The following is a 19,531-nucleotide window of genomic DNA, read 5'->3' as shown; positions in this document are numbered from 1 at the left end:
GCTGATTAATAAAAGTAAGACGAGGAAATCAGCAAAGCGCAGTTAAGCTAAGCACATTAGCAAGCAAAGACAATGAACAACGAAACTAACCGAAGGAAAGGCGCGTTGCGTGATGACGCGCTTCAGGGCAAAGTCATCATCATCACCGGTGGCGGTACCGGTTTGGGCCGCGCAATGGCAACCTACTTCCTACGGCTGGGGGCACGTGTGGTTATAGCGAGCCGAAAAATGGACGTATTGGAGAAGGCCGCCGGCGAAATGATTGCCGACACGGGAGGGGCGGTACTTCCCGTATCATGCGATGTACGCGACACGGTACAGGTAGAACAATTGCTGGCCACGTCGCTTACGCATTTCGGCCGGGTGGATGCTTTGGTCAACAATGCGGCAGGCAATTTCGTTTCCCGCACCGAGCGGCTTTCGGCCAATGCATTTTCCACCATTGTTGACATCGTGCTGAAGGGCACGGCCAATTGCACGCTCGCGTTCGGCAAACATTGGATCGCACAGAAGCAGGCGGCAAGCATACTTAATATTGTCACCACCTATGCCTTTACAGGATCGGCCTATGTAGTGCCATCCGCGGCTGCAAAGGGCGGTGTACTGGCCCTTACGCGATCGTTAGCCGTGGAGTGGGGCAAGTATGGTATTCGCAGCAACGCAATCGCGCCTGGCCCGTTTCCGACCAAGGGTGCCTGGGAGCGGCTCCTGCCCGGCGACCTGTCAGAGCGGTTCAACTTTAAAAACCGTGTACCGCTCAAACGCGTTGGTGAGCATCAGGAATTGGCCAACGTGGCCGCTTTCCTGCTTTCCGACTTTGCTGGGTATATCAATGGAGAAGTAATCACTATCGATGGCGGAGAATGGTTGCAGGGCGCCGGACAGTTTAGTGGACTGGAAGCTGTGCCTGATGACGTGTGGGATGAGCTCGAAAAAATGAAACGCCGGGCTAAAAGCTAATTTAAGTTCATTACGTACACATTGGTCTCTTTGAGCGAGAATCCGGTTTTCGGATACAGCTGGTTTGCTGCGATGCGTGACGGATTTGATGTCAACGACAACAGGCTGAGCTGCGCTTGTTTGGCGAATTCGATGGCGTGTCGGACGAGTAGTTTACCGAGCCCCCGTCCACGGTAGGTGTCGTCGACCACCACATCTTCAATCCACCCCTTGCGTCCGGTTGGCGCCAGATAGGTGCCTACGGTGATCATTCCGGCAATGGTGCCGCCGTCATCTACCGCAACAAACAGGTGACTGTTTTCTGAGGCAATCAATGCCTTGAGATACGATTCGGTGATCTGCCGTTCGTTGGTGGTTAATTGGCGCAGCAACCGAGATATCGCTTCGCTTACCTCTGTTGTATTCGCGGTGACTTCTTTGATATGCATAACAATGTGTTGCTTCACCTCAAAGATAACAATCCGAGACCAATCAGCAAGTCGCGGAGCCGGTTTTAAATGGTTGTCAAGTATTCATTCAGCGAAAGCTCGGTATGCAAGCTCAGCTTTTTCCTGAGCCTGTAGCGATGTATTTCGATGCCGCGAACGGAGATATTTTGCAACTGCGCGATCTGCTTGGATGAAAAACCCAAACGCAGGTAGGCACAGACTTTTAAATCATTGCGCGACAAAGCCGGATGTGTTGCTTTCAGCCGGTTTAGAAAGCCATCGTTTAACTCGTCAAAATAGGACGCAAACTGGTCCCAGTTGGCTGTGTTCCGTTCCACGTCTTTAAGTAAAGAGGTTATTCGTTTCAGCTCGCTTTCGTCTTCGGTGCTCAGGTTCAACTTAGCCAATTCAACACGCAGTTTAGAAAGGGCGCCCGAGTTTTCCATCAGATGCATGCTAGCGCTGGCCAGTTCCTTTGTTTTGGTTAACACTTCGTTTTCAAGCTTTTCATTCTGCAGTTTCACGATTTCCTTTTCGTTTTTCTCTATTTCCAACTGATGGATATAGCGCATTTGTGCGAGCTGCCGCTCGTATTTAAGCTGTTGATTACGCCAAGCTTTTTTTTGCCATTTAACCAGTAGGTATATCCCCGCAAGGGAAGCAGCGAAGTAACTAAGCATTGCCCAAACCGTCTTGTACCAAGGAGGATTAATGACAAACGTATAGGCGATAATTTCGGATTCGCTGATGGGATTTTTCCGCGCTTTCAATTTGAATGTATAAGTACCGCTCGGCAAATTGGTGTAGTGTTTTTCGGTGGCTGTACTCCACGGCGACCAATCCGTGTCGTAGCCTTCCAGGCGGTAACTGTAGGTAACGTGATTTGATATTCCATAACTTGGCGAGCCGTATACAAAGTGGTAAGAATCAAATGCTGGGTGTAACTTGGGAATTTGCGACGAGCTCTGTTCGTACATGTTGGTGCTGCTTTTTGCAAAATAGCCTCCGAAGATGGTGCTGTCTTTCTTTCCGGCGGTTTTTACAGAAGACAACAAGACCTTCGGTGGTGATGAACTACTGCGCTTGTACTTTTCGTAATTAATGTGGATGATTCCTTTTTCTGAACCGATATAGATGTTGTGCCTGTCATAAGGATAGATATTTTCAAATCCGGAAGTGTGTAGCCCTTCGATCTCCGGGAAATAGTTGATTTCGTGGCGTGCTCCTCCGTCGGCATGACGAGCTACGCCAACTTTCTTTCCGCTGCAAAACCACACGTTGCCATCGGCATCGTCCCTGAGATATTTAATAGGAATTCCGTGGAAATGGGCGAATGTCGGGGAGGGCGAAAAGCGTTGGGTGGCGCTGTCAAATTCATAGACTCCGGCTTCCGTTGCAAAGACGATGCTGTCGTTGATTTTAAACACATAATTTTGGAAAGGCGACGGTAGGCCGTCGTCGTTGGTGAAAAGGCGGACGTCGTATTTCATATTATCCGCGGATATACGCAAACGGTATATGCCCCGATAGGGATGCGCTGCCCAGATGTCTCCGTTTTCCTCCTGTTCCAGAAAACGGTAAGAATCTGCTGGGCCGGAAAGTGTCCCTGAGTTCCAAAACCGGCCGTTTGCATAGCTTAGCATATCCAGCCCCTGGTAAGTACCCACCAGTGTTTGTGCTACCGGAAGCGCAGAAGAGAGTGGCAAAAAGATCCACGATCCCATCCCCATCGCTACCGGCTCCGCGATGCCATTGCGTATCCTGAAGATGCCACTGTTATGAGCGAGTAGCAACTGGCCATTAATCTGTTCCAGCCGCCAGGCTTCGCCCCGGTCGCTTCCGGCAACCAACGAAAAGCTGCCCTGACAGAAACTGTGGTCTGCCTCACTTAACTTCAAAGGAGCTTGATACACGCCATTGGAAGAGGAAACATAGAGATTTTCTTCGAATACACGTGTCGAAAAACCTGTGACATCGTTTTCCAGGTTAGGGCGGAAATATTTGAGCGAACTGTTGTAGCTGATCACCGCGATCGCATTATCCACGCCCACCCATATATTTTGGTCGGCGTCAGCGAAGACCGCAGAGACGTTGTTATTCGGCAAGCCTTCCGCGTGGGCTATCCGCTGGATCACGCGGCCCCGTATGTCGCGCACCAGGCAGCCTGCTGTTGAGGTGGCCACGGCATACGTCGAGTCAGATAGTTTAGAGAGCGAAGGCGTATAAAGGTCCTCCCGCGGACCCTTGTCCATACGTCGGAGGGTGCTGCCAGCCAATAGGTAAGTGCCGTTGCTAATAGTAGCAAAGAAAACGCTGTCTTTGCCAATCGAGAAAGCCTTTGCAACGGCCGCACCTTCCATTTTGTTGTCTCCTTGCAGGGTTGACCAGCTACCGCCGTTAAATTCCAACAATCCGCCCTCCCGGTCCTGCGCGAAGAGCCGTCCTTCTGCGTACCCAAGGAAGCGCCATTCCGTCGTAGCGGGGTGGACAACGATGCGGCCCTCGGTAAATTCGAAAATCCGGTCGGATGTCCTAAAGAAAACGGACCCGCCGTGTGCAGCTGTGTTCCACACATCGGCAAACTTCCGCTTGTGCAAAGGGATGAGTGCTGTTAATGAGGTATAATGAAGAGCCCCGCCGGCGCCACCTTCAAAATAACCGAATTCACCCTGACCCCCAGCAAAAATCCGATCTTGCTCATCGATGTACAGCGAGCGGAGGATCGTGTGGTTGGGCAAGGGATACTGCTTCCAGTGGCTCCCGTCGAATGTGATTAGCCCCTCATTGTTGGCAAAATAAAGTATACCCCTGCTATCCTGCTTGATGTCCCAAGTGCGGCTTCCCCCTTGAAATACCGTTTTGTCGTAGTGATGCACCAACGGAAACCCCAGCGTGTTTTGGCCGAATGCATGGCCGGGGAGCATGGATAGTAAAGGAAATATTATCCAAAGGGTCAGCTTCATCAGGGTTTATATAAGCGTATATGTAGTTACAAAAATAAGAATTAAAGCCACATACGCGTGATGATGTAGAAATGATGTAGTGTAAATTGCCCTTTTTGTCTTCGGGGATGCTACTTTTGCCCAGCTGATTTATAAACAAAATTCCTAATTTAAATTGATTGTGCATGAAGAAGAGTGTATTAATAGTTGCTATCGCTGCACTTTTATCGGGCGTGTCCGGTTACGCCAGGGCGCAGACCCGGACGATCACTGGAACGGTAGCCGACCATTTGGGCAACCCGGTAACGGCCTCAATCGTTGTTAAAAACACGCCGGGCGTTGGTACCACGACTGACGAACGCGGAGCCTTCACCTTATCTGTTCCACAGACAGCCGATTCGCTGGTGGTTTCTTCCGTTGGCTATGTCCGGCAAACCGTTGCCATTACGGGCAATATGGTTAATGTTCAACTTCAGGCTGATGGCAGTTTCAACCTTGATGAGGTGGTTGTTGTTGGGTACGGTACGCAACGGAAAGGAGACCTTACGGCTCCCGTGGCCACCGTGGATATGGAGACGGCTAATAGGCGTACCGTCGCTAGTCCAATGGATGCGGTGCAGGGTTCGGTACCTGGGGTGCAGGTGGTGAGTTCCGGTGCGCCGGGGTCTACGCCGACCGTCCGCGTGCGGGGGGTAGGTTCGTTTAATAACGAGAGCCCGCTGTACGTCGTTGACGGCATGTTCATGGATAACATTGATTTTCTAAACCCCAACGATATTGCCGACATGTCGGTGTTGAAAGACGCTTCCGGTGCGGCTATCTATGGGGTGCGGGCGGCGAACGGAGTGATTATCGTTACGACCAAGAAGGGAAGCCTGAACATGAAGCCGCGCATTACTTATAACGGCTACGTGGGTGTACAGACGCCAGCTAATATGCTGAAAATGGCCAACGGCGCGCAGTACGCGGCATATGCTGCGGCCAAGGGAGAGCAGGCTATTGTCGAACGTTCGGTCGAGCGTTTCGGCGGAGACCTGAATAACCCCGCGATGAGTACCGACTGGTATGGCGAGCTGCTGAGATCCGGCGCACTGATCACCAACCACAATATCGACGTGCAGGGCGGCGGTGAAAGCATTTCGTACACCTTCGGTGTCAACTACCTCGACCAAGATGGGATCATGGATGCGGAAAATCACCATCGTAAGTACAACATCCGTACGCAAGTCGAGGCTAGAGTAACCCCATGGCTGAAAATAGGTTTTACTGGGCACTTGAGCAATTTCAATGAGTTTTTGCCGAATAATGCGGCGTTCCGCCAGGCTTACTTCGCTTCTCCGCTTTATCCTGCATATGACCCAGATCTCGAACTGGCGGACCCCGTTAAATTCGGTTCCAGCACTACGTTGGGTATCCCGAGTGGGTTTTGGTTTAACAATCCCGTTGCAACGGCCCACTACAACCACAATGAAAACCGTGGGTTCCAAATTTTGCCCAGCGCCTATGTCGAAGCGGAGTTTTGGAACAATAAGTTGACCTTCCGTTCACAACTGAGCCAGCGATATCAATCGACGCATGCGATGCAATATACGCCGGTATATTATATCGACAACGACCAGCGGGCCGACCGGTCCTACCTGCAATCGACGCAGGGCAGGAATACGGATTTCATACTTGATAACCTGCTAACTTACCGCGATGAGGCGGGCGCCCATCATTGGACGGTACTCCTCGGCCAGTCCACGCGGGAAGAGCGCTGGCGGCAAACGTGGGTATCTGCCAATGACGTACCGCCCTCGCGCGAGTTTTGGTATGTAGGCCAGGGCGCGCAGGGAACCGGATCAGCTACTGGCTACGGCGAGGGCGGCTTTCGCAACGCTGGTATTTCCTACTTCGCGAGAGGTACGTATGATTATGACAACAAATACTTGCTGACGGCTACGTTTCGCGCAGACGGCAGCTCTAAATATCAGACTAAATGGGGATATTTCCCCTCGGTCGGATTGGGATGGGTGCTAAGCCGCGAGCAATTCATGGCCAACCAATCGTTGTTCGATTTGCTCAAGATCCGCGGAAGCTGGGGGCTGCTGGGCAACGACGGTATCCAGCCGAATGCCGGATATGCCATTGTTAACTCGGGCAACAATGCCTCCGCGATATTCGGTGCGATCGGATCATCTTATGGGAGCCGGATTCCGGGATATCAAGTAAGCCGGTTCTTCACCCAGGTACGGTGGGAAGTGGTCGAAGAGTGGGATGGCGGTATCGACTTTGCGCTGCTCAACAACCGGCTGAGCGGTACGGTAGACTACTATTACCGCAAGACGAAAGACCTCGCCTTCGACCGTCCCATCCCGTTCATGTGGGATCGGGTATATGGCAACTGGGGAAGCGTGGCCAACAGCGGTTGGGAGTTTGGCCTGCAATGGCGGGACAAAGCGGGTCAACTGGGCTATACAATCGGGGCAAATGCCACGACACTTAAGAACAGGGTCACCGATCTGGGTGGCTTGGCAAATATCATGAATGGGTTTCCCGAATGGGCTGCCGAATTTCCTGCTCGGATCGAGGAAAACCACCCGATCAACTATTATTATGGTTATGAGGTCGCCGGGGTCTATCAGAATCAAGCCGAGATCGATGCTGACCCAATTGCCCGGCAGTACAATGAGCTGAATCCTGGTGCTCCAATCGTGCCCGGCTACCTGAAATTCAAAGACCAGAACGGCAATGGCGAACTGGATGAGGACGATCGCGTGAACTTGGGAAATTACCTTCCGTCGTTGACTTATGGCCTTAACATCAGCTTGGATTACAAACGCTTTGATTTTAGCGTAGCCGTCCAAGGTGTTGCGGGCAACAAGATCCATAACCTAAACAGGGCCATGCGACGCAGATATTCGCAGATGAACGCAGATGAGGCCTTCGTTACAGGGTTTTGGACCGGTGAGGGATCGACCAACGAATACCCCTCGGCTCAGGGCAGCGTGGCTTCTTGGAACCTCCAAGCAAGCTCTTTCTTTGTAGAAAGCGGAGCTTACTTGCGTATCCAGAACATCCAGCTGGGGTACAGCTTTAATCTGAGAGAATCTATACCGGTACGGGTGTTTGCCACGGCAGATAGGCCGTTTATCTTCACACGGTATAACGGATTTACGCCCGAAGTGACAGGAATAGGGTACGACGCGAACGTTTATCCCGTGTCAGCCACCTACAGCATGGGCGTAAGAGTTACCTTCTAATTTTGAATATATACAGCATGAAAGCTATGAATAATTATAAATATATCATATTGAGCGGATGCATTGGCATCGCATCGCTGCTGAGCGGGTGTGAAAAATTCCTGGACAAGCCGCTGGAGAATCAGCAGCGGTCGGAAGAAATCGACTACACGAATCTTTCCCTGATGTATGCCCCGGTGTCCGGCGTATACCGGGCAGCGGCCGATGACAACCTCGTGCATTGGATAGACCTTTCCATTCGTTGTGTGCGGGAAGATGACTACCAGCAGGGCGCGCCCACTCCCAACGACAACCCAGAGCTGATGGCGATCAAAAATTTCCAGCGCGATGTAACCATCCAATCCTATTGGGGGCTAAATCAGTCTTGGATCAGCTACTACAGCCTTGCCATCGCCGCCAACAACGCCTTGATCGAGCTTGACCACTTTGCCGAGACCATTTCGTCTGAAAACACAGAAGCGGCCGCACGGAATAATCAGTATAAGGCTGAAGTACGGTTTTTGCGGGCATATGCACATCTGATGGCGTCACGTCTTTTTGGTGACGTGCCGATTCTGTCGAACAGCGATGACATCGCAGCGTTGACTACCATAGAGAAGAGTACGGCTGCCGAAGTCAGGCAATTCATCATTGAGGAAATGGATGTGTGCGCGGCTCATCTGGAAGATGCCCGGCCGAATCAGTCGCAACATGTAGGTGCGGTGACTCGCTATTCAGCGTTGCTTTTGAAAGCTAAGGCGGCGGCAGACCTTGCGGGGAATGATAATGCAAGTCCGTACTGGGACATGGTGTTAGAAGCTACCAACGAGATCATCGGCAGCAACAAGTTCTCACTCTATCCAAATTTCTACCAGCTTTTCAAGCTCCCGGGCAGGTTGTCTGATGAGTCATTATTTGAGCTTCAGTATTCAGATTTCGGGCTTCCCACCGGGGACATCGTGCGCCCCGGCGTTGATTGGGGTACGTTTTTTAGGTGGCAGGGGCCGTCTGGCGATCAGCGCGGAAGCCCTATCTCTGGCGCAGGGTGGGTACCACCATCACAGGATATCGTCGATTTCCTCACCGAACGGGAAGATCACACCCGCCTTCAGACCACGATCCTGTATTGCGGTGTGGATGGCGATCCGAACACCTATGTGGAAACACCAAGCGGCGATCGCGTGTATGGCAACCCGTTTGGGATAAAGTATTTCAACGGCAAAACCTATCTGCCCGTGTCACAGATGACCGAAGGCCGTATCGAATACGGTGCCAACAACAACGTGCGCATCTTACGTTACGCGGATGTATTGTTGCTGAATGCAGAGGCTAAGGTACGCAAAGGACAAAACGGCGATGAGCCTTTCCGATTGGTGCGTGAACGTGTGAACCTAGCGCCGATTACCGGCGTGACACTCGACGAGATTCTCGATGAGCGCAGAGCGGAGTTTGCCTGCGAATGGTGGGGCGAGCGGTTCAACGACCTGGTGCGCACAGGGAGGGCACAGCAAGTATTCGGTCCTCGTTTTACGCCCGGACAAAGCGAATATTTGCCTATACCGCAAGCGCAGATCGATGCCAACACCAATTTAAGATAGCCGAAACGGATACATTATTTATAAAAGGATGGACAAAATTTTTTCGAGGTTAACGATGCTGATGTTTTTTGGGCTGTTTTGCATGGGGCTCACCTCCTGCACGAAAACAAGTGATGGCCCTGTAAAGGTGGAGATTGTTGCCCACGATGGGGGATTCACTCTGTTGCGCGGGGGTGAGCCATACTTCATCAAGGGCGCCGGTGGGACCAACTACCTAGATCGACTGCAGGCCTATGGTGGAAATTCCATCAGGACGTGGAGCACACATAACGGACAGGAGCTGCTTGACAAAGCGCATGCATTGGGGCTGACTGTAACCATGGGGATTAGCATGGGCACCGAGCGACATGGATTCGACTATGATGACGAAGCCGCCGTAGCGGAACAGTTGGAACGAGTCCGTCAAGAAGTGCTGAAATACAAAGACCACCCGGCATTGCTCGCCTGGGGCATTGGCAATGAGCTGAATTTGCATTACACCAATCCGAAGGTTTGGGATGCGGTTAATGCTGTGGCCGAAATGATTCATGAACTTGACACCAATCACCTCGTCACCACCATGCTGGCAGGAATCAATCAGGACGAAATTGACCATATCAGATCGCGGTGTCCGGCGTTGGATCTGATTGCGGTGCAGGTCTATGGGGGACTGGCCTCCGTGCCTGAGCGGATCAGTGCCGTAGGCTGGGACAAAGCCTATATGGTTACTGAATGGGGTCCCACGGGTCACTGGGAAGGTCCGCAGACGCCGTGGAACGCTTCCGTGGAGGAAACGAGCAGTGAAAAGGCCGCAGTTTACAAAAGTCGCTATGAAGCTTCTATCGCCAAGGACAAGCGGTGCATAGGTTCCTACGTATTTTTGTGGGGGCAGAAACAGGAGCGGACGCCCACATGGTATGGGTTGTTTACCGAAGCGGGCGAGGAAAGCGAAGTGGTCGATGTGATGCAGTATCTTTGGACAGGTCAATGGCCAGCGAATCGGGCTCCGCATTTGGACTCGGTACTGCTTGACGGCAAACGGACGCTTGACTTCATCTACCTCCAGCCAGGCGATGTGTATGAAGCAGATGTCTTTGTATCCGATCCGGATGGTGATGAGTTGACGACGCGTTGGGAACTTCTGCCGGAAAGCACAGACCTGAAAGAGGGGGGCGACCGTGAAAGCAGGCCGGAGGCCCTTCCGGGACTCGTTGAAGCGCAGGCGTATGATCGAGCATTGCTGACGGCGCCTGAAAAAGAAGGAGCTTATCGGTTATTTCTTTACGTATCGGATGGTAATAACAACGTGGCCACAGCCAATATCCCTTTCTTTGTCAGGAAATAACCTCAGCATAATGCTATGAATGGATTTCTTGAATATTTTGGGAAAGGGATAAAGAGTTTGAGCACCGTATACTAAAACGATAGCTTATCCGTTTTACGTATAATGAAGGTTGTCTTTTCATAAGTTAGGTTAATAATTGGTTAGTTTAAAGCCCCGGATTTCTCAATTTCGGGGCTTTTTTTATCGGTTTTTCGACTTCGTCATTTCCCTCCGCCCAGTCGTTTTTTGCGCACCGCACTTCCGCACCGCACTTCGGTGTTGTTGTCATAAAACACGTTGTTGATCATAGGAATAGAAAAATTGTTATGATCAACCAGACAAAATAGGTTAACGTTTTCAACTGAACCCTTAAATGCTTGAGCGCACGGGTGATTTGGTTTTCTACACTGCGTTTCGAAATGCCCAATCGGTCCGCGATCTCATCGTTCGATAAATTTTCCTTTCTGCTAAGGAGAAAGATTTCCCTGCACCTTGCCGGCAGGTCGGCCAATAGTCCGGCTATATCAGTCTCCCATTCATCGGTGGCTATTTTTTCTGCGCCGGCATTAGCCACCTTTGGTACGGAAATCTGGTCCCAATTATCGATGTATTTTACTGTCGAGGCTTTCGCCGACTTCATAAACCGATAGACATGGTATCGGGCTCCCGCAAGTAAATATGCGCGAAAAGACAGGATTTGAAACGTATGACGGCCACGCCAGAGATTTAGAAAAATATCGTGTGTGATTTCTTCGCTTTGCGCCCCGTCTTTAATGTACGAAAACACCGTTTTATAGACTATGGGCCAATAACGGTCAAACAACAGGGAAAATGCGGTCCCATCGCCATTGGCCACGGCTTCCCAAAGCTCAGCGTCCGGCCGCACTCCGCCCATCGCAAATGCTTTTTTTTTCGACCCCATAACCTGTCTTAACTTTCTTGTGGGTATGAATCTAATTGGCTCTTGCTGCCAAAGGTAGTAAATATCTTGAAACGATTTGCCTAAATCGATAAGCACTGTTTTTTAAAAAAGGTGATAAACATGGTGTGTGTGCTGGAAGAATTTTGACTCTATGTAAGTAGTAAACCTTGAATATATGATGACCAAGGACGCCTTTATGGCTCTATACGAGAAGTATATTGCTGGGCAATGTTCGGCTGAGGAAATTAGCTTGCTGGAAGCATACCGGGATGAATTCGAGTTGGCAGAAGGACCATGGGACGAAATAGCCATGGGAAATCAGAAGCAGATCAAGCGCCGTATCCGAAAACGGTTATATCGGCAGATCAAACGCCGAAGTTCCCGTTGGCATACGTATGCGGTGGCCGCGATGTTACTGATTGGACTGGTGGTTTTTATTAGTTTATATTTACGGACAACGTCAATTAATGAGCCTTCGGTTCAGCAGGCGCTCATCCAACCCGGAAGTAACAAGGCACTGTTAACGTTGGAGGACGGGACACAGGTTTCGCTAAACGAAATTGATCTTTCATTACTGAGCGGACAGCACCAAGAGGCTATCCGTAAGCTGGCGGACGGACTATTGGAATATGAAAGTCTTGCTATGGATGCACCGGGGCAACATGCTCTCCAATACCACACCGTCAGTACACCTCGGGGTGGGCAATTCCGGGTGACGTTGGCCGATGGCACGGATGTCTGGCTCAACGCCGAGTCTTCCATTCGTTTTCCTTTGGCTTTCAGCGGCAACGAGCGTGTGGTTGAGGTCTCCGGAGAGGTGTTTTTTGACGTAGAAAAGCAGGCCGGCAAACAGTTTGTTGTGCGGTGCGAAGAGCAAACCGTCCAAGTACTGGGGACGTCATTTGTTGTTACTTCTTATCCGAATGAACAAGTGCAACAGACAGCGTTGTTGGAGGGTAGTGTACAGGTTCAAATTGGCGCACAGGGCTACGAATTGGAACCCGGGCAGCGGACTGTGTATCATAAGCGCAAGAAACATGTGCAGAAAGAGCGGTTTGAGCGCGAAGAAGCGCTGGCATGGAAGTCAGGATACTTTTGGTTCAAAGCCGAACCGGTGGAAAGCGTGATGCGTAAAATAGCCCGGTGGTATGATGTAGAAGTTGCCTATCAAGGCGACATGCGCGGGAAACAATTTACCGGCACCATGTCAAGATTCGATGATATAAAGGATGTGCTGGATATGCTTGCACTAACGGGCACCGTAAAGTTCCATGTGGAAGGAAGGAGGGTAACAGTTATGGAATAGGCATTCGTTATAACGCCAAGAAAAATACCAGAGGCGCTGGAACCGCCCCCGGTATAAACATTGGCTAAACAACTAAGACTGTAAATTCACATTTTTTTAATTGCTACAAACCAAGTAAACCAAATGTATAACTTCTATGTCGTATTGCAAAGAAGACGCAACGTATTTAATGGCTTAGTCTTAAGAAAAGTCATGAAACTCATTGTCCTGTTAACCTTGTTTGGCACCGTACATGTGAGCGCACTTACCTATGGGCAGCGGATTACCATCCGGTTAGAAAACCGTTCATTCGAGGAAGTGCTCCAGTCTGTCCGAAAGGCCAGCGGATTTAATGTGCTGTATAACCCGTTAATGCTCACAGGAACTTCGCCAATTACCGCTGATTTCCGAGAAGCTTCCCTTGAAGAGGTATTGACGGAGGTCTTCAAAGGGCAGCCAGTGACCTACACAGTGGATAAGAATACCATAGTGGTACGGAGCAGGCCACCAGCGCTTGTACGTAAAGCTCCTGTATCATTGCCGAAACGCACCATCCAAGATCACGAAGTACGGGGAACGGTAAGGGACACCACTGGGCAGATACTAACCGGTGTCACGGTTTCCGTGAAAGGTAGGGCCAGCGTGGGTACCACCACCGATCTAAACGGTCGATATATTCTCAATGTTCCTGCTAATGCCATGCTGGTATTCAATATGATTGGCTTTGAAACGCAGGAAATCAGTACTACGGGGAAAGAAATCATTGATGTCGTACTGGTCGAAGCTGCTTTTATGATCGAAGAAACCGTGGTTACGGCATTCGGCCATCGCCAACGGAAAACGGACTTGATCGGATCGGTGAGTTCCATCAATCCCGAGGAGCTCCGCATGCCGATGAGTAACCTGACCGGAGCAATGCAGGGGCGGGTAGCGGGAATGATTTCCTTCCAACGAAGCGGCGAACCCGGACTGGATAACGCTGACTTTTTCATTCGCGGCGTCGGCACGTTCGGGGTTAACCAACGCCCGTTGATTTTGATTGATAACATGGAGGTTACCGCCGATGATTTGGCACGTATTCCGGTAGATGATATCGCCAGCTTCTCCATCCTGCGGGACGCTACCTCAGCAGCAGTTTACGGTTCACGCGGTGCCAATGGTGTGATTCTCGTCACCACCAAACTGGGCAATGAAGGCCGTCCCAGAATCACGGTACGCGCTGAACAACGGCTGTCTGCTCCCACGCAGATGCCGAAGATTGCCGATCCGGTCACGTTTATGCGCATGCACAACGAGGCCGTCTTGACACGTGATCCAACTGCACTGACCTTGTATTCAGACGAAAAAATTGCGCGGACCGCTGCGGGCGATGATCCGATAGCTTATCCCGCTGTAGACTGGTTGAACGAAGTCACGAAACCTAATACTTACACTCAGAACTACAACCTAAACATCCAAGGGGGCGGACAGCTGGCCAAATACATGGTCAGCGGCAACCTGACGCAGGACAATGGGTTGATACGGGTTAATCCAATAAATAACTTCAACAATAATGTTGATTTTAAGGTGTACAACCTACGGAGCAACATTGAAGTCAATGTGACTAAATCCACTCAGTTAATGGTGCGCACGATGGCCAATTACCGCAATTATAGCGGACCGCCACAGGGAGGCAGTTCTTCGTTTCGCAATGCGCTGCGGGCGAATCCGGTGCTTTTTCAACCGGTATATCATGCGGGGCCGCAACAGGCGTACATCACCCACCCGTTGTTCGGCAACTACGATGATGGAAGCGGCAACCTTTATTTGAACCCCTATGCAGAGATCGTTCGGGGGTATTCAGAATGGTCGCAGAGTAATATGCAGGTACAGGTCGAGTTGAAGCAGGACTTTTCCCAGTGGATCGAAGGATTCCGCTACAGTGGTTTTATCAATGCTTCGCGCAACGCCCGGATGGAGTACGTGCGGTCGTATACCCCGTTTTATTATACGCCGTCTTTCGTCGACCAGAATACAGGAGCGTATTCCTTTATGGGCCTTAACCCGCTGGGTGGGACGGAATACCTAGGCTTCAGTGATAACGGCCGCGGGCAGGAATCGGTGTTTTTCATGCAAAATGAGCTTCATTATAACCGCCGATTTGCCGAAAAACACAGCTTTAACGCCTTCCTAGTCAATACGATCCGGAACCGGGTCACCTTGCCTCAAAATGCGTCAAACGCATCGGTGATCAATACCTTGCCGTTCCGAAACGCCAGTTTTTCCGGAAGTCTTACCTATGTGTATGACGACCGTTACCATGCGCAGTTCTCATTCGGTTACAACGGCTCCGAGGTGTTCGCAGAAAATCACCGGTGGGGCTTTTTCCCCTCGGCTGGTATCGCATGGACCATTCACAATGAGCCTTTTATGGATCCGCTTCGGGATATATTCAGCACCGCCAGGCTCCGATTTACCTACGGGCTTGTAGGTAATGACCACATCCATGATACACGGTTTTTCTACTTGTCAAACGTCAATCTGGATGACAATGCCCGTCGATTTAACTTTGGGATCAACCCGGGCGAAGGGAATTACGAAAGAAACGGTGTTTCTATCAATCGTTATGCAAACCCCTTTGTAACGTGGGAGGTTTCCCAGCAGGCCAATCTGGGTGTTGACCTGGCCTTGTTCAACGGAAAAATTAACTTTAACGGGGATGTCTTCCGGCAAATCCGAAGCAATGTCGTGCAACAACGTGCTGCACTGCCCTCCTCTATGGGGTTGGCAGCTCCGGTATTGGCAAACCTTGGGAAGTACAAAAGCGAAGGGTTTGACGCGGAGCTGGTTTACAACCACAATGTGAACCAGCATTTATGGTTTCAGGGGCGGGGTACGTTTACCTTCGCAAGAGGCGAATACCTCTATTATGAGGAGCCGACATACGATCACCCTTACCTGAGTAGGATCGGCCGCGACCACAACCAACGGACGGGATATATCGCCGAACGGTTATTCATTGACGACGAAGAGGTCCACAACAATCCCCGCCAATCGTTTGGCCAAATGGTAATGGGAGGCGACATCAAGTACTTGGATGTGAATGGCGATGGGGTGATCGATGCCAATGATGAGGTGCCGATCGGCTTCCCTACCGTGCCGCAGATCAACTATGGCTTCGGATTGACTTCGGGTTTTAAAAACGTTGATTTTTCATTCTTTTTCAGCGGGATGGCGCGCACCTCCCTGCACATTAACCCGCTTACGCATAGTCCAAACGATCCCAATGTCAGCGGAGCGGCTCCATTTGGCAGCATGTGGGAGCCCAATGCCGTATTACAGGCATGGGCAAATAGCCATTGGACTGAAGACAACCGGGACATCTATGCGTTATGGCCCCGGCTAAGCCAAAATCCGCTGCCCAACAATACGCAGACCAGCACCCATTGGATGCGAAACGGGTCTTTTCTGCGGCTTAGAATGGTAGAGCTGGCATATACGTTAAACCCCCAATTCACAAAAAGATATAAGATTGATCGGTTCCGAATATATGCCAGCGGAACCAATCTATTCAATGTAAGTAGGTTTGACCTATGGGATCCGGAGATGGGGGATGCCGGGTTGCGATATCCATTACAGCGTGTGGTTAACTTGGGTGTCCTCGTGACACTCTAAGCAAGGGCTGACCAAAATAAATGATATTCAAAATGAAGAAGATTATAAAAACAGTACTCTTATCCGGCTTGTTCGTTTTCAATAGCTGCAACAAGTTCATGGATATTGTGCCCGACAATGTGGCTGAGCTTAATCAGGCTTTTTCCATGCGGATGATGGCCGAACGCTTTTTGTTCACCTGCTACAGCTGGATTCCGACCGGACATTCGTTTAATAGCAATCCGGCATGGCTTGCCGGCGACGAGATGTGGCTGAATTCGACAACCAACTTCTCACAAGGAAGTATGCCCACTTGGTATTTGGCTATGGGTGCCCAAAATGTCAACAGTCCCTTGGTCAATTATTGGGACGGCAATCAGGGAGGAACCCACCTATGGCGGGGCATCCGTGAATGTAATATTTTTCTGGAGAACATTCAGGGTGTGGGAGATATGGATCAGATGGAAAAAAATCGTTGGGCCGCTGAGGTCAAGTTTCTAAAAGCGTATTATCACTACTACCTATTACGGATGTACGGCCCTATCCCAATTGTGGATGAGAATTACGAGGTGTTTGAAGATCCAGAAAGGGTATCCTTTGTGCGCCAACCTGTGGACGATGTGTTTGATTACATTGTCCGGACGATCGATGAGGCTATGCCTGCGCTGATGGCAGACGTAATGCAACCGCAGATGGAGACGGGGCGGGTCACTCAGGTTGTTGCCAAAGCCATGAAGGCCGAAATGTTGGTCACCGCGGCAAGTCCGTTGTTTAATGGAAACGCCGATTATCAAAGCTATACCAATGCCGAAGGGCAATCGTTATTTAACGCGGCCTACAGTGCCGAAAAGTGGGAGCGGGCAGCCGATGCTTGCCTGGATGCCATTGAGTCAGCACAAGCGGTCGGCAAGCGGTTGTACCAGTGGACTGCCCCTACGACCATGTTGGTGCGACCCCAGGAAAGTACGATCAACCAGATGAGCCTACGGCAGGCCGTCACCGAGCGGATGGACAATCCTGAGTTGCTGTGGGTAAACAACAGGAGTACAGCGTTTGCAGATCATCAATTTACAGCGTTTACACCGAGGAGTATTGATCCGGCCCGGATCACTAACCAGCGGGCGGGCGGCTATATGGCACCTACGCTGAATATGGCTCTTAAGTTTTATAGCAAGAACGGAGTTCCGATCGAAGAAGATTTCAGCTACGACTATGAGAACCGCTTTGAACTGCGGGACGTGCCGTTGGGGGAATCCCCTTATCAATACGACCTGATTCCAGGGTATACCACGGTCGGCCTACACTTTGACCGCGAAGACCGTTTTTATGCATCCCTGTCTTTCGACGGTGGGAGATATTTTATGAGCAACCACACCAATGACCTCCTGGCTTATGCCATCAACGCGAGGCCGGGTGGAAATGCAGCTGCCACGAATTCACCCACCCGGTACTCCGGAACCGGGTATACACCAAAGAAACTGGTCAGCTATTTTAATGTGCTTGGAGACCAGAACAGTATTACGACATATCCGTATCCCTTTGTGATGATGCGTCTGGCCAACCTGTATCTGCTCTATGCAGAGGCGTTGAATGAGGTAAATGGACCCTCGGAGGAGATTTTCATGTACCTCGACCGCATCCGCGAACGCAGCGGCTTACGTGGAGTGATCGAATCTTGGTCGGATCATTCCATTTATCCCGACAAGCCAAACACCAAAGACGGATTGCGGGAGATTATCCATCGGGAGCGCACCATCGAGATGGCTTTTGAGTCTCAGCGTTTTTGGGATCTGCGGCGCTGGCGGAAGGCGCAGGAGGAATTGAACACACCGATTTACGGCTGGGACATCCGCCAATCTACGCCGCAGACCTATTATCGTCCGGTCGTCTTGTTTAATCGCAGCTTTACACAGCGCGAATATTTCTGGCCGATAAGCATCAATGAATTGCGAAGAAACCCCGATCTGATGCAAGCTCCGCTTTGGTAAACGGTTGCTGGGACCAGCAGAAATATTATTCTAAAAATGATTATTATGAATTACTTACAAAAATTTCTATATGCCGTGAGGTGTGGTTTCATAGGACTCCTGCTTGTTGGCTGCGAGGACAACCTCGAACCGGGTCCTTCAAGGAAGGGTGAAAAGCCGGGACCGATCACTTCATACGAGGTAACCAGTATTTCCGGAGGGGCTATTATTACTTATGAATTGCCCAATCATCGGGATCTCCGTTATGTCAAAGCCGTTTTTACTTTGGGAGATGGCCGTGTGCGTGAAAATAAGGCATCGATTTACAAAAACTCGATTACCGTCGATGGGTTTGCAGAGGCTGGGGACTATCAGGTGAACCTTTATGCCGTCAGTGTAGGAGATGTGGATTCGGATCCGACCACTTTGACCATCACTGCGTTGACACCGCCCTACCGACGTGCACTCGAAAAGCTCGCTGAGCCGGAAAATATCACTGCAACGTTCGGAGGAATCAGATTATACTTTGAAAACGAGACAGAAGCTGCGCTGGCAATCCATATTATTGCTAAAAACGATGCGGGAGGCTGGGAAAGGGCTCGGGATTTCTATACCAGACTTCAGTCCGGTATCATCAACGTAAGAGGATATCCAAGCCAAGAGCGCGAGTTTGGGGTTTATATTACCGATCGCTGGAACAATACTTCGGACACGCTGACGGGCGTTTACCTACCTGTGTACGAGGAGATGATGGATAAATCGTTGTTCCGGGAATACAATTTGCCGTCAGATACTTATCAAGCACATACAGGCTTCCATACGCCGAGGGTGCTTTGGGATGGCAATGACCGGGTCGGGAGCACTATCTTCCATACAGCACCGGGCACGGGGATCCCCCAGCATTTTACGTTTGATATGGGTGTTCCGGCGATGCTGAGCCGGTTCCTGATGTATTCAAGGTTGAATAATGAGTACCGGTTCAATCACCCGAGCGTTTTTGAATTGTGGGGTTCCAACGATCCGAACCCGGATGGCACGTGGGAGTCGTGGACATTGGTCGGTACGTTTGAATCTATCAAACCTTCAGGACTTCCATTCGGGGAGTTTACAGATGACGACATCAGTTATGCCCGCGCTGGCGAAGAGTTTGACGTCGAGTTTCAGGAAGAACCCTATCGGTATTGGCGCTGGCGGACATTGGATACCTGGGGTGGAAATTCCGATGTCGCGCTGGGCGAGCTCACGTTCTTTGGTACGGCTTACTAACATCAA

General features: G+C 50.6%; 11 protein-coding genes. 8 read left to right on the top strand and 3 right to left on the bottom strand.

Translation table 11 applies throughout. The features are described 5' to 3' along the window. Positions 1–72: 72 nt before the first annotated feature. Positions 73–960 carry an SDR family oxidoreductase gene (locus tag ACFOET_RS06020; RefSeq protein ID WP_379020595.1) on the top strand — a complete coding sequence of 296 codons (888 nt, stop codon included), beginning with the start codon at positions 73–75 and terminating at the stop codon, positions 958–960. Here ACFOET_RS06020 and ACFOET_RS06015 read toward each other — a convergent pair. After that, positions 957–1,388, bottom strand: a complete 432-nt coding sequence (locus ACFOET_RS06015) for a GNAT family N-acetyltransferase (protein WP_379020593.1) — start codon at positions 1,386–1,388, stop codon at positions 957–959. The genes ACFOET_RS06020 and ACFOET_RS06015 overlap by 4 nt on opposite strands. Before the next feature lie 65 nt (positions 1,389–1,453). After that, positions 1,454–4,351, bottom strand: coding sequence for a triple tyrosine motif-containing protein (locus ACFOET_RS06010; RefSeq protein ID WP_379020591.1), 2,898 nt, complete (start codon positions 4,349–4,351; stop codon positions 1,454–1,456). A gap of 164 nt (positions 4,352–4,515) precedes the next feature. Here ACFOET_RS06010 and ACFOET_RS06005 point away from each other — a divergent pair, with 164 nt between their 5' ends. Genes ACFOET_RS06005 through ACFOET_RS05995 form a run of 3 tightly spaced genes read left to right on the top strand, consistent with a single transcriptional unit; the run spans position 4,516 to position 10,473 of the window. Then, positions 4,516–7,572 (top strand): SusC/RagA family TonB-linked outer membrane protein, encoded by a 3,057-nt coding sequence (locus ACFOET_RS06005; RefSeq protein WP_379020589.1) that lies wholly within the window; start codon positions 4,516–4,518, stop codon positions 7,570–7,572. Positions 7,573–7,598: 26 nt separating this feature from the next. Next, the gene (locus ACFOET_RS06000; RefSeq protein ID WP_379020587.1) at positions 7,599–9,149 is read left to right on the top strand and encodes a RagB/SusD family nutrient uptake outer membrane protein; all 1,551 of its coding nucleotides are present in this window, start codon (positions 7,599–7,601) and stop codon (positions 9,147–9,149) included. Positions 9,150–9,204: 55 nt separating this feature from the next. Beyond that, positions 9,205–10,473, top strand: a complete 1,269-nt coding sequence (locus tag ACFOET_RS05995) for a glycoside hydrolase family 2 TIM barrel-domain containing protein (protein WP_379020585.1) — start codon at positions 9,205–9,207, stop codon at positions 10,471–10,473. 283 nt (positions 10,474–10,756) lie between these two features. Here the strand turns inward: ACFOET_RS05995 and ACFOET_RS05990 are convergent, their stop codons facing one another. Next, on the bottom strand, positions 10,757–11,374 hold the full coding sequence (locus tag ACFOET_RS05990; RefSeq protein ID WP_379020583.1) for an RNA polymerase sigma factor: 618 nt from the start codon (positions 11,372–11,374) through the stop codon (positions 10,757–10,759). Between the two features lie 175 nt (positions 11,375–11,549). On the opposite strand from ACFOET_RS05990, the gene ACFOET_RS05985 reads away from it, so the two are divergent. The 4 genes from ACFOET_RS05985 (at position 11,550) to ACFOET_RS05970 (ending at position 19,525) form a co-directional block, all read left to right on the top strand. Further along, a complete protein-coding gene (locus tag ACFOET_RS05985; protein WP_379020581.1) occupies positions 11,550–12,680 on the top strand; it encodes a FecR family protein in 1,131 nt (376 codons plus the stop codon). Between the two features lie 192 nt (positions 12,681–12,872). Beyond that, the gene (locus tag ACFOET_RS05980) at positions 12,873–16,313 is read left to right on the top strand and encodes a TonB-dependent receptor (RefSeq protein ID WP_379020579.1); all 3,441 of its coding nucleotides are present in this window, start codon (positions 12,873–12,875) and stop codon (positions 16,311–16,313) included. A gap of 32 nt (positions 16,314–16,345) precedes the next feature. Further along, positions 16,346–18,280, top strand: coding sequence for a RagB/SusD family nutrient uptake outer membrane protein (locus ACFOET_RS05975; RefSeq protein ID WP_379020577.1), 1,935 nt, complete (start codon positions 16,346–16,348; stop codon positions 18,278–18,280). 45 nt (positions 18,281–18,325) lie between these two features. Then, positions 18,326–19,525 carry a DUF5000 domain-containing lipoprotein gene (locus tag ACFOET_RS05970; RefSeq protein WP_379020575.1) on the top strand — a complete coding sequence of 400 codons (1,200 nt, stop codon included), beginning with the start codon at positions 18,326–18,328 and terminating at the stop codon, positions 19,523–19,525. Positions 19,526–19,531: the final 6 nt, after the last annotated feature.

Origin of the sequence: Parapedobacter deserti, from assembly GCF_042646065.1 — a bacterium.
Classification (GTDB): domain Bacteria; phylum Bacteroidota; class Bacteroidia; order Sphingobacteriales; family Sphingobacteriaceae; genus Parapedobacter; species Parapedobacter deserti.
The sequence above is the reverse complement of the archived record's forward strand: the minus strand, read 5'-3'. Positions and strand labels throughout refer to the sequence as shown.